The following is an 11,974-nucleotide window of genomic DNA, read 5'->3' as shown; positions in this document are numbered from 1 at the left end:
AATGGCCTTAAAGCCCCCCGTGCCCCAGCCCGCGTTGATAAAGCAGTTGCCCAAAGGCGTCTTGCCAATCACGGGGCTGCGGTCTCCGGTCACGTCCACAATCCCGCCCCATTGGCGCAGCATCTTGAGACGGCTCACCATCGGGAAGGTCTCCACAAGCGCGCGCACGGTTTCCTCGATATGGTGGAACGAACCCCGCTGGGTGTAGTTGTTAAACCCGTCGGTGCCGCCGCCAATCACCATCTCGCCCTTGTCGGACTGGCTCATATAGCCGTGCACCGTGTTGGCCATAACGACAACATCCATACAGGGCTTGATCGGCTCAGACACAAGCGCCTGCAGCGCCACCGATTCCATCGGCAGCCTGAAGCCCGCCATATTTGCGAGCGCGCCCGAGTTCCCCGCCACAACGAGGCCGAGCTTGTCACAGTCAATCGCGCCCTTTGTGGTCTCCACACCCGTGACTTTGCCGCCCGATGAGCGCACAGCCGTCACTTCGCACTGCTGGATGATATCCATGCCCATATCCGAGCACGCCCGCGCATAGCCCCAAGCCACAGCATCATGCCGCCCCGTGCCGCCGCGCGCCTGATACAAGCCGCCCAAAACAGGATAGCGCGGCCCCTCCAGCGAAATGATCGGCACAAGCTTTTTGACCTCTTCTGGCCCGATAAAGCGCGTCTCAACGCCCTGAAGCATATTGGCGTGCGCCGTGCGCTTGTAGCCGCGCACCTCATGCTCGGTCTGGGCCAGCATGATCACACCACGCGGGCTAAACATCACGTTATAGTTCAGATCTTGCGACATCGTCTCATAAAGCGAGCGCGCCTTCTCATACAAAGCCGCCGACGGGTCTTGCAAATAGTTGGAGCGAATAATCGTGGTGTTGCGCCCCGTGTTGCCGCCGCCCAGCCAGCCCTTCTCAAGGATCGCCACATTGGTGATCCCGAAGTTCTTGCCAAGATAAAACGCCGTGGCAAGCCCGTGCCCGCCCGCACCGACGATGATCACGTCATATTTCTTCTTCGGCTGCGGCGAGCGCCACGCGCGCTCCCAACCAGTGTGAAAGCGCGCAGCCTCGCGCGCCACAGCAAATGCAGAATACCGTCTCATGGCTCGAATCCAATCGTGTTAGATGCTTGGCTCCTGTCTGCCGCAAAACCGGCCCACATCCCCCCAGCATTGCGCCACAATCCCTCACAATTGCGACATCATCGCGCGTGCATCCGTTTTGCCCTTCCCAGACGCCCCCCGCCGCCCTAAATACCGCTCATGTTGTTCTGGATCATCTCCGCCGCTCTGGCCCTGCTCATCGCCGCTCTCTTCGCCCTCGCGCTGCTCACCCGCCGCGCCGAAGCCGAGCATCCCGCAGCCTATGATCTGCGCATTTATCGCGACCAGCTCAAAGAAGTGGAGCGCGATCTCGCCCGTGGCGTGATCAATGAGGCCGATGCCGAGCGCATCCGCACCGAAGTCGGCCGCCGCGTTCTGGCCGCCGATGCCCAGCTCTCCCAAGCCGAGGCCAAAGGCGAACAGCCCCGCGCCCTCACAACAGCCACAGCCGCCGTTCTGGCCCTCCTGCTCACGGGCGGAGGTTTTGCGATGTATACCCAGCTCGGCACAGCGGGCCTTGGCGATCTGCCCTATAAGGCCCGCCTGCAAGCCGCCGAGGCGCTCTACACAAGCCGCCAAAGTCAGGCGGCCTTTCTCGCCCGCCTGCCCGCGCGCACCGCCCCGCCGCAAGAGGCCAGCTATCTTGAGCTGGTCGCGCGCCTGCGCGAGGCCGTTGCACAGCGCCCCGACGAGCTTCAGGGTCAGGAATTCCTCGCCCAAAGCGAAGCCCGCCTCGGAAATTACGCCGCCGCCCGCGCCGCCCAAAGCGCGGTCATCCGCCTCAAAGGCGACACTGCCAGCGCCAGCGACTTCGTCACCATGGCCCAGATGTATATCACAGAGGCCGAGGGCTACGTCTCCCCCGAAGCCGAAGCCGCCCTGCGCCGCGCCCTCAAAGCCGATAACACAGACCCCGTCGCGCGCTACTTCCTCGGCCAGATGTGGCTGCAAAATGACCGCCCCGACCGCGCCTTCGGCCTCTGGTCACAGCTCCTCACCCAAGGCCCCGAAGCGGCCCCCTGGATTGCCCCGATCCGCCAGAGCATTGATGACATCGCCTGGCTCGCAGGCGTCGACTATACCCAACCAGCCGCCGTCACTGCGGGCGCTGACACAGGCCTCAATATCCCCGGACCGAGCGTTGAGGATATTGAAAACGCAGGCGAAATGACGCCCCAAGAGCGTCAGGAGATGGTCCAGAACATGGTCCAGCGCCTCAATGACCGCCTCGCCACGGAAGGCGGAACCCCCGAAGACTGGGCGCGCCTGATCAGCGCCTATGGTGCCTTGGGCGACGAGGGCCGCGCCCTCGCAATCTGGCGCGAAGCCCAACAGCGCTTTGCCGATGCGCCTGACGCGCTGGAAACCGTGCGCCGCGGGGCCGCCCGCGCAGGGGTTGATCAGTGATCTGCGAAACCCCTGAAGACTTCCGCGCCGCCCTGCCCGCCTATGGCGCGCTCATGGGCCTTGATCTGGGCGACAAAACCATCGGCCTCGCTGTCTCTGACACGTTCAGAAGCTCCGCCAGCCCGCTGGAAACCATCCGCCGCAAAAAATTCACCCCCGACGCCACAGCCATGCTGGCGCGTGCCACCGAACGGGGCATCGCAGGGCTCGTCCTCGGCCTGCCGCGCAATATGGACGGCACCGAAGGCGCGCGCTGCCAATCGACCCGCGCTTTCGCCCGCGCCCTCACCCGCATGACAGACCTCCCGATCACCTATTGGGACGAACGCCTCTCCACCGTGGCCGCAGAAAAAGCCCTGCTTGAGGCGGATACGACCCGAAAACGTCGCGCAGAGGTGATCGACCATGTCGCCGCCTCCTATATCCTCCAAGGACTGCTCGACCGTCTCGGGCATATGAAGGCAGAGTGATATGAGCGAAAATTCCAAAGTCTGGCAACGCGCCGAAATCGACAGCCCCTGCATCCAGATCTGCGTGGTGCACCCCGAAACACGGCTCTGCACAGGCTGCGCCCGCTCGATTGACGAGATCGGCCGCTGGTCGCGCATGAGCCCCGAGGAGCGCAGCGCCATCATGGCCGAACTGCCCGCCCGCGAAGCCGCCCCCACAGGCCGCCGCGGCGGACGCGCCGCCCGCCTCACCCGCTGATCACAGGCACCAAAGAAAGCCGCCCGCGCCATCACATCACACCGAACGGCCCGATCCCACATCGCGCCGCCCCTTTCTTTTTGCTCTAAATATCCAAACACACCACCAGCCAACCCACGCAACATCAGCGGCCCCGCAGGCTGCGCATTCACCGCGCACCTCCCAACGCCGCAGCGCTTCCAAACGGCCCGACCCCAGACCGCGCCGCCTCTTTCTTTTTGCTCTAAATATCCAAACACAACACCCACCAAACCACACGGCGCTGGCGGCCTTCGTAGGGGGGGGGCGCATTCACAGCCCCCACCGTGCGCTGCATTATCTTAATTTCTGTTAACACTTACCTGCTTGGGGTGGTGCACGCATGGTGCACGCAAGGTGCACGGATATCACCCCCCCAGAATCACCCCGCGCCGCACCCGTTAACCATCCGGAACGCCGCCTTAAGGGGGCCTTAATCCGCCATCAACCAGCGCCGCCGGTCGTGCAATTCGGGGCGAAAATACGCCACCATACGGGGCGCTGTCCCAGCCCCGCTCCAAGGCGCGACTCCATGCAGCGCAAACCGGTGCACGAGATAGGCCTCGCCCAGTGTGGCGGACACCTCAACCCTCTGACAGGTCTCAAAAATCTCGGCCCGCGCCGCCTGATAGGCGGCCGTCAAATCGACCTCATGCCAGCGCGCTTCAGGCACGCCCTCAAAGGCTTGTTTCAGCATTTGTGCAAGCTTGAGATGGCTGCCTTCCCACACAACCATCGGAGACTGCGCACTCTCGCTTAACGGAACGCCAAGCACCCAAGCGTGATACTCCCCCATCCGCCTTTGCCGCTCAGGCCCCTCCAGTTTCAACCCATCCAAATGCGCCGCCGCGCGTTTGACCCGATATCGCCCCGCCGCTGCGCTCTCCCCCTCACGGGGTTTGGGATAGCCCGGATAAATCACCGAAAGCTGCGCCCTATGCAGCGCCAAGGAGCCGAACAGATTTGACGCAAACCTGTAAGCCGCCCCCGATAGCGCTCCACTGTCCGCAAGAGCGCCACGCGGGTCGTTTGGCAAAGCGTCCACACCAACAAACCACGTGCCCTCACATTGGTGCCAATGGGCGTTCTGAGGCGCCTCGACCGCCGCCCATGCGGGCGCGCAAACAGATTTGGCCCAGTTGACAAGCGGGCCGTCACAGGGGAATTTTACCCAACCTTTTTCAAGGTATTCTTTCAATATCCCAATGCCTTACGCAGCATATTTAATGCAACAAGCGTGAGAAAGACGGCAAACACCCGTTTCAGCGGCTTCGGATCCATAGCGTGCGCGAGCTTCACCCCGTAAGGCGCTGTTATCATTGTCATAGATACGATCACGCCAAAGGCCACAAGGTTCACAGCCCCGAGTGTCAAGGGCGGCGCCTCTGCCACCTCCATAAAGAGAAACCCGACCACAGCAGGCACCGCAATAATGACGCCAAACCCCGCCGCCGTCGCCACTGCACGGTGAATAGGCACGTTGAACAAAGACATCAAAGGCACCCCGAAACTGCCCCCGCCAATGCCCATCAACACCGAGAGAAATCCGACCGCAGGCGACAGCGCAGCCCGCCCCGCCGCTTTGGGCATCTCCTGCCCCAGCCGCCAGTCACTGCGCCCGAAGCCCATATAAAGACCGATCACAACGCCCAAACAGCCAAAGATCGCTTGTAGCGTCACAGAGCGCAAGGACGAGGCCACCACCATTCCAAGAGCCGCGCCAATCGCAATTCCAATCGCCCAAGAGCGCAGGATATCCCAGTCGACAGCGCCCTTTTTGTTGTGGCTCAAGACCGAGCGCACAGACGTGACCACAATCGTCGCCAGTGACGTCGCCAAACAGACCTGCATCAGCTGCGGCCCGTCATATCCAAGCACCTGAAAAGCATAGAAAAAAGCAGGCACAAGAATAATCCCGCCGCCCACGCCGAGAAGCCCCGCAAGCACCCCCGCAAAGGCCCCGATGGCCAGTAGCATCACCAGCATCTGAAGTAGCAAACCTGTCTCTGGCATCGTTTCGTCCTTATTTTTGCGCCTCAAGCGCACCCTCGCGCGCGCCGCGCACAACGTCCAGCGCTTCTTTGATCAAAGCCACACCCGCGCCCTCCTTATGCGCTCCCTCCGAGAGCACCCGCCGCCAAAGCCGCGCCCCGGGCTGGCCCGCAAACAGGCCAAGCATATGCTTGCTGATCTGGCCAAGCTTGCCACCTTCGCCGAGGTGTTGCGCCACATAGGGCAACATGGCTTCGACGCTGTCCAGAGGGTCCGCAAATGGCGCCTCAGCACCAAACACGAGAGGGTCCGCCGCGCCCAGAATATCCCAAGGCTGATGATAGGCCGCCCGCCCGATCATCACCCCGTCAAGCCCCATCTCAAGGTGCTTTAAGGCCTCCTCAAGCGTGCCCACCCCGCCATTGAGCGAGAGGTGCAGATCAGGAAAATTTCGTTTCATTTCATAGACAAGCGGATAATCAAGCGGCGGGATATCGCGGTTTTCCTTGGGCGAAAGCCCCTTCAGCCAAGCCTTGCGCGCGTGAATGCTAAAGCGCGTCACACCAGCGCCAGACACCGTCTCAAGAAAGGCTGGCAAAACCTCTTGCGGCTCCTGATCATCCACACCAATGCGGCACTTCACAGTGACAGGCACATCCACCACCGCCTGCATCGCCGCGCAGCACTCGGCCACAAGATCGGGCTGGCGCATCAACACCGCGCCAAAAGTCCCCGACTGAACACGATCAGACGGGCAGCCCACATTGAGGTTGATCTCGTCATACCCCGCCTCAGCCCCGATCCGCGCGGCTTCTGCAAGCTCGGAAGGGTCAGAGCCACCAAGCTGCAAGGCCACAGGGTGCTCTTCAGGGCTATGCGTCAACAAATGAAACGCCCGCCCCCGCACCAAAGCAGGCGAGGTCACCATCTCTGTATAAAGCAGCGCTTCGCGCGACAGGAGCCGATGCATAAAACGGCAGTGCCGATCCGTCCAGTCCATCATAGGCGCAACGGAGAGTCGCGCAGCGTGGCTCACAGGCTTCGCTTTGTCTTTGATATCTTTGTTTTTTTGCATCATCAGGCACCCGAGGCTCTGCGCCAACCCGTTCCAAGCGGTTCGGCTCAAGCCTCCGTTTAGGCCATCATGCCCCAAACGTAAACGGGGCAGCCTCAGTCGCGAAAGGCGCGGTCTTTGATCCGAACCACAGGTTGTGTCAAATAGGCCAAGACAGTCTTTTTCTGTGATAGCATATCCACCTGAGCAATCATCCCGGGAATAATCTCAAGCTCAACGCCATCCGCATCAGTCAGCGTTCCGTTTAACCTAATTTCAACCACATAGACGCTACGCTCGCCGTCAGGCGCCGCTACAGTGTCCGCCCCTATACGCGTCACAGCTCCGTCCAGCGCGCCATAGCGGGAGGCGTCATATGCCGTTATACGCACCTTCACCTCTTGGTTCGGACGGATAAAGGCAATATCCGCAGGGTCGACAAAAGCCTCCACAGTCACCGTGTCGCCAAAAGGAACGATTTCCGCAACAGTCTGGCCCTGCTGGGCAACGCCCCCGAGGGTGGCAAATAAAACCTGATTTACAATCCCGCGTGTCGGGCTACGAATCTCGGCGCGCTTCAGGCGTGTTTGCAAAGCCGGAATGCGGGTTTCAAGCGATGCCAAACGCGCATGAACCTCGGTCAATTCCTGGTGCGCTTTGGTGAGCTGGTCCCGCTTGCGCGCAACGATCTGGCTTTCAATCTCTATGACAGCGGTTTGCGCCATGACAATTTGCGTTTCTGTCTCTTTGAGGCGCCCGTTCAGCTCCGCAAATTGGCGCCGCAATGAAATAAGCGCGAGCGGGCTCTCGATCCGCTTTTCTACAAGAGGTTCCACAACTTTGATTTCCTCCAGCAAGAGCGCAATGTTTTGCTCCGCTACGTCGCGCCCCACTTCTGCGCCCTCAATCTCAGCCATCTTGATGTCGCGCCGCGCTTCCAAAACCAGAAGGTCCGCAGACAGCTGTTCTTTGAGAGACAAGAACAGCTGCTGTTCCGCCTCCAAAATGTCCTGCGTCTCAGCCTCTGTTATCATATTGAAAGCCGTGCCTGAAATCTGTGATTTCAAACGGTTCTGACGAATGAGCAACGCGGCGGCATCCGCCTGTGCCGTGTTCAGTTCCGAGCGCAGCAAGGTCGGATCAAGCCGCATAATCACATCATTTGGCTCAACAATATCGCCGACCTTGACCCCAATCTCGGTGATCGTGCCAGTTTCAGCCGCTTGCACCACCTGCACCAATTGGCTCGGAACAACGCGCGCGTCCGCACGTGTCACATCGTCAATCTCCGTCATATGCGCCCAATAGCCGACACTCAACAAAACCAAACCCACAGCAACCAACAGATAGGTTCCAGAGCGGCCTGAGCGGCCGCGCAGGTCTCGGGCAATTTTATCAAATTCTGCATTAGACATTGGCGAGCGCTTCTTTGTTTTCTGGGCGGCGTGCCCGCGCCATCATTTCGTTTTTGGTGCCATCAAAGCTAACTTTTCCGTCCTTCAAGACAATCACCCGATCCACCAGCGCCAACAGACTGGTGCGATGTGTCACAACTATCAGGGTCCGCTGGTCAGTGGCCCAAGATTTTATATTCTCAATAACCTTGGCTTCTGTTTGCACATCCATGCTTGAGGTTGGCTCATCCATAATCAATGTGGGCGGATCGCCAATCAAACTGCGCGCGATTGCGATGGCTTGCCGCTGCCCGCCAGAGACACCCATGCCGCCCTCGCGCACCGCCATGTCAAATCCGTGCGGATGACGCGCCGCCATGCTTGCGGCCAAAGAAAGCTTCGCCTTTTCAGCAACTTCTTCGTCACTTACGCCAAATCGCCCCGCCACGATATTGTCGCGCAAGGTGCCTGAAAAAAGCCAACAATCTTGCAACACAGCCCCGATGTTGCGCGTCCGGTCCGCAGGGTCCACCGCCCGCGCATCAAGCCCGTCTAACATGACAGCCCCGTCATCCGGTTCAAAAAGCCCAAGGATCAGCCGCGCCAATGTGCTTTTCCCAGACCCGACAGGCCCCATGATGGCGACTTTTTCGCCCGGCTTAATCTCCAGATTAAGCCCGTTCAGCACAGAGCCAAGCTCGGGATCATAGGCAAAACTCACATTCTGAAACGCCACATGGCCCTCAATGCGATCGCGGCTCAAATAGCGACGGCCTGTCTCGCGCTCGCCTTCTGACTTCATCATCTGGTCAATCTGGCGATAGGCCACAATCGACTGATTGAGACGCGTTAAGATTTGTGAAATCTGCCCCAAAGGCGCGAGTGTTTTGCCCGTCAAAATCACACAGGCGATCAATGCGCCCATAGACACAACACCATCGCGGATCAGAAAAACGCCATAAAACACAATCCCGATCTGCGCCACTTGCTGCACCAGTTGGGTAAAATTCACCGTGCCCTGCGCCAGAAGCCGTCCCTTGCCGCCACTTTCCGATTGGTTCTTCACAGCTGCACGCCAACGCGCCCGCATGACGGGTTCCGCCCCTGTCGTCTTGAGCGTTTCCAGGCCCGAAAGGGTTTCCATTAAAATGGACTGTTTGGTCTGCCCGTCACTGCTCGCTTCTGCGGCATATTTGCGCAAAAAAGGCTGAACAATCAGCCCCGCAATCAAGACAACAGGAACAGCCACCAAAGGCACAATCGCCAGCGGCCCGCCGATCATATAGATCACAGCGACAAACAGCGCTAGAAACGGGAAATCAACCAAAGCGGTCAAAGACGCCGAGGTGAAAAACTCGCGCACCACCTCAAAATCACGCATGATAGAGGCCATCTGCCCGTTCGAGCCCGTGCGGGCGCGCATCTTGAGAGCCAAGAGATGATTGAACAGCCGTTCTGCCATTTTTTCGTCGGCATATTTACCCGCTGCATCAATAAACCTGATCCGTAACGACTTGATAAGAAAATCAAACCCAAGCGCAAATCCAACGCCAAAGGTCAGCGCCAGCAGGCTGTCAATCGCCTCATTCGGCAAAACCCTGTCATACACAACCATCGTAAAAAGAGAGGAGGTCAGCCCCAGCACATTGGCCACCGCTGCCGCAAGAATGATCTGCAGGTATACACTGCGCAGGCCTTTGAACGCCCCCCAAAACCAATGCCCGTGTTCGGGCGGCTTCCCCGCCTGCCATTGCCGGTTTCGGCTCACGCGCAGGACATAGGACAGAGCCTCAAGCCGAGAGTCACCACTCTGCCAAATCTGCTCTTCAGGCCCCTGTGCAAAATCAACCACCGTAAAGTCGCCAGCCTCACTCTTTGACAGGACAACACATGAGGCCCCCTGCGCATCAAGGCAAATAAGCGGAAACAAGACGGGATCAAGCTGACTCAGATTGCCCGCGCCAAACTCGGCGGAAAACCCTGCCGCCTCTAGCGCATGAACGGCGTCTTCCACACCGTAAGCTTCTGTTTCGCCTTGAAACACGCGCAACAAATCAGCTTGGCTTAATTTATGTTCAAGCTGTTCCGTTAAAAAGATCAGGCTTTTCTGGAGGGTATTTTGCATCGCGATACGGCCTCACTCTTGCTCTTGACGATCGTCAAGCCCAACAGGTCGCAGCGGCGCAATAATACCAAGCGCATCCAGAATATCGCCCGTGACAGCCAAAATGGCATACTCGGCGCGGCGTGCCTCGCTCTTTTGACGGATATAGCGCTCTTGCGCCACGTCAAGCTCACGCACGGCCTCAACAATTTGCGTGAAATTCCCTTTTCCAAGCTCAAACTGCCCCTTTGATGTCACCAAGGCCTGCTCATTGAGCGCCACAGCCCGCTGTGTGGCCGAAAGCCGTGCCTGAATGGAGCCTGTCTCCGCCTTGGCCTGGCTCAAACTGCGCGTCAACTCACGCTTCAAGCTATCAAAAGCCGCCAATGCCTGATCGCGCCGCGCCTTTGCACTGGCGGCTGACGCATCCTCCAGCCCGCCGCGATAAATCGGAAAGTTAACACCCAGCCGCGCTTGCACCCCGTTAGAAAAGCTTCCCTGATTAAAATCCGTCTCCAAAATCGCAGAGACCGTCGGGACGCGTGCACGCGCACTCAAGTCCAGTTCCTGCTCGCGCGTCTCAAGAACAAGCGCAAGCTCGCGCAGCCTCGGACTGTTTTCAAGAGCAAATCCCTCATCGGTCTGGCGCAGTTGCGGCGCAGGTGGAATGCGCAAGCTCTGCTTGGGCGGCGCACCAAACACCTCGACCCAAACGGCTTTGGACGAGGCTAAATTGGTGCTGGCTTGTGCCACATCCGACTGTGCATTTGACAAGCGCCCCTTGGCCGAAAGCACATCTGCAATCGAGCCAGCGCCAGCCTCAAAACGCTCCTCAATCAGCCCGACAAGCCCCTCAATCTGAGCCGCATTTTGCTTGGCTTGTGAAAGCAGGTCTTTGTCTCGTTCAAAATCAATCACAGTTTCAACGGCTTGAAAGGTCCGCGCACTCAAGCTTGCCACTTCAGACTGATAGACGCGCTTGGCTTCGGTTTGCCGCAAGGCCACACGCGCCTCTGTGCGCCCGCCATCATATATAATCTGATTGAGGCGCAAAACAGGCACAGATGTGCCACCAGAGGTAAGCGACCCCTCGGCGCTGATCTGCGGGCGCAACGCGCTTTTCTCAATTTCTATTTGCGCGCTGGCATCAAGGATAACCGATCCAGCCGCCTTTGACAGCGGTCCCGTCGTGACACCTTGCTGGATCAGAGCCGCAAAGCGCGTTTGCGCCAATGAGCCGTCTGTGCGCGCCCGAGCAGCCGCAGCATTTTTGTGACGCGCCGCGCTGGCGTCAGGCTGCGTCTCCGAGCTGAGCGCAGGGGGCTCCCCGCCCCCAGTTTGGCCTGCCTCACAGCCAGCCAGTGCCAAAAGGCAAATAAGGGCCACAGGTTTCATAATGGTTTAACTCTCAAAATCAACTTCTAAGGCGGGGACATCTGCCTCAAGGTCGCGCGCAATCGAGGACAAAAAACCGTCGCTCTGAACAAAGGTCTCCGGCCGCGCAGCTTGCGCCCCTTGTGACTTCGCCACAGCCTTACTGTGCAACGAAAAAAGTTGCGCATACGCCAAGCCAAGCGCCCCCGATTTGTGCAGTTTTACAATCGCTTGCTCGGATAGGGACATAAGCTTTGGTTCATCAATCTCATAATACCTAAACTTGCTTTGCCCCGCAGGCTTCAGCACCCCAGCGGCCTGCAAATCTCCTGTCAGCCGCGCAGCCAAGCCCAGATCTGCTCCAAAACTCTTAAAATATGCACTGACTTTAGCAACAGGCACGGTCACCTTAGCACCCTCAAAAAAGCTTCGCCCCTGCCCCTGGTCTCCCACCATGTTATCCCAAACAGCAAGGCACAGGCGCCCCTTTTCTCTCACAAAGGTAAACGGATAGAGTCGCAGCAAAAAAGGCAGCCCCAAGGCGGCCTCTTCGCGCTCAAACCCGCACATCTGGGCCTGAACCTCATCGGTTAAGGCCACAACAAGCGCCCAGCCCGCATCTTCCCGCTTGAAATACCAGCCGTAGCTGCGCCCAACGCGCGCAGCCTCATTCGCCCCGATCTGGACGTCGGTCAAACTCCGCACAAAGTTAAGGTCGGAAGGCGCGCGCCAGGTTTTCTGTGCAAGTCGTCCTGCGCTCAAAGCAATAGCGCGCGGCGGGTGCGCATCAAATGACACCCCCGCCGCCCC

At 59.2% G+C, this 11,974-nt stretch carries 11 protein-coding genes; 3 read left to right on the top strand and 8 right to left on the bottom strand.

Annotated features, from left to right (window positions below):
- A partial coding sequence (locus ACTF58_RS08010) for a sarcosine oxidase subunit beta family protein (protein ID WP_438991445.1) occupies window positions 1-1,113 on the bottom strand: 1,113 nt, incomplete at its 3' end.
- A 159-nt stretch (window positions 1,114-1,272) separates the two neighbouring features.
- Here ACTF58_RS08010 and ccmI point away from each other — a divergent pair.
- Genes ccmI through ACTF58_RS07995 form a run of 3 tightly spaced genes read left to right on the top strand, consistent with a single transcriptional unit; the run spans window position 1,273 to window position 3,228 of the window.
- Window positions 1,273-2,520 carry a c-type cytochrome biogenesis protein CcmI gene (ccmI, locus tag ACTF58_RS08005; RefSeq protein WP_438991444.1) on the top strand — a complete coding sequence of 416 codons (1,248 nt, stop codon included), beginning with the start codon at window positions 1,273-1,275 and terminating at the stop codon, window positions 2,518-2,520.
- Window positions 2,517-2,990 (top strand): Holliday junction resolvase RuvX, encoded by a 474-nt coding sequence (gene ruvX, locus ACTF58_RS08000; RefSeq protein WP_438991443.1) that lies wholly within the window; start codon window positions 2,517-2,519, stop codon window positions 2,988-2,990. Before ccmI ends, ruvX begins: the two co-directional genes overlap by 4 nt.
- 1 nt (window position 2,991) lies before the next feature.
- Window positions 2,992-3,228, top strand: a complete 237-nt coding sequence (locus ACTF58_RS07995; protein WP_438991442.1) for a DUF1289 domain-containing protein — start codon at window positions 2,992-2,994, stop codon at window positions 3,226-3,228.
- Window positions 3,229-3,679: 451 nt separating this feature from the next.
- Here the strand turns inward: ACTF58_RS07995 and ACTF58_RS07990 are convergent, their stop codons facing one another.
- The 7 genes from ACTF58_RS07990 to ACTF58_RS07960 form a co-directional block, all read right to left on the bottom strand.
- Window positions 3,680-4,444: a hypothetical protein gene (locus ACTF58_RS07990; RefSeq protein ID WP_438991441.1), complete on the bottom strand. Its 765-nt coding sequence runs from the start codon at window positions 4,442-4,444 to the stop codon at window positions 3,680-3,682.
- On the bottom strand, window positions 4,441-5,259 hold the full coding sequence (locus ACTF58_RS07985; protein ID WP_438991440.1) for a sulfite exporter TauE/SafE family protein: 819 nt from the start codon (window positions 5,257-5,259) through the stop codon (window positions 4,441-4,443). The genes ACTF58_RS07990 and ACTF58_RS07985 overlap by 4 nt, the downstream gene beginning before the upstream one ends.
- Before the next feature lie 10 nt (window positions 5,260-5,269).
- Window positions 5,270-6,313, bottom strand: a complete 1,044-nt coding sequence (dusA, locus tag ACTF58_RS07980; RefSeq protein WP_438991439.1) for a tRNA dihydrouridine(20/20a) synthase DusA — start codon at window positions 6,311-6,313, stop codon at window positions 5,270-5,272.
- 95 nt (window positions 6,314-6,408) lie between these two features.
- Window positions 6,409-7,707, bottom strand: coding sequence for an HlyD family type I secretion periplasmic adaptor subunit (locus ACTF58_RS07975; protein WP_438991438.1), 1,299 nt, complete (start codon window positions 7,705-7,707; stop codon window positions 6,409-6,411).
- On the bottom strand, window positions 7,700-9,811 hold the full coding sequence (locus ACTF58_RS07970) for a type I secretion system permease/ATPase (RefSeq protein WP_438991437.1): 2,112 nt from the start codon (window positions 9,809-9,811) through the stop codon (window positions 7,700-7,702). The genes ACTF58_RS07975 and ACTF58_RS07970 overlap by 8 nt, the downstream gene beginning before the upstream one ends.
- A gap of 12 nt (window positions 9,812-9,823) precedes the next feature.
- Complete coding sequence (locus ACTF58_RS07965) at window positions 9,824-11,185, bottom strand: TolC family protein (protein ID WP_438991436.1); 1,362 nt, start codon at window positions 11,183-11,185, stop codon at window positions 9,824-9,826.
- A gap of 6 nt (window positions 11,186-11,191) precedes the next feature.
- Window positions 11,192-11,962 (bottom strand): SapC family protein, encoded by a 771-nt coding sequence (locus ACTF58_RS07960; protein WP_438991435.1) that lies wholly within the window; start codon window positions 11,960-11,962, stop codon window positions 11,192-11,194.
- Window positions 11,963-11,974 lie beyond the last annotated feature (12 nt).

Origin of the sequence: Lentibacter sp. (assembly GCF_965657785.1) — a bacterium.
Classification (GTDB): domain Bacteria; phylum Pseudomonadota; class Alphaproteobacteria; order Rhodobacterales; family Rhodobacteraceae; genus Lentibacter.
This window is presented reverse-complemented; position numbering and strand designations above follow the sequence as displayed.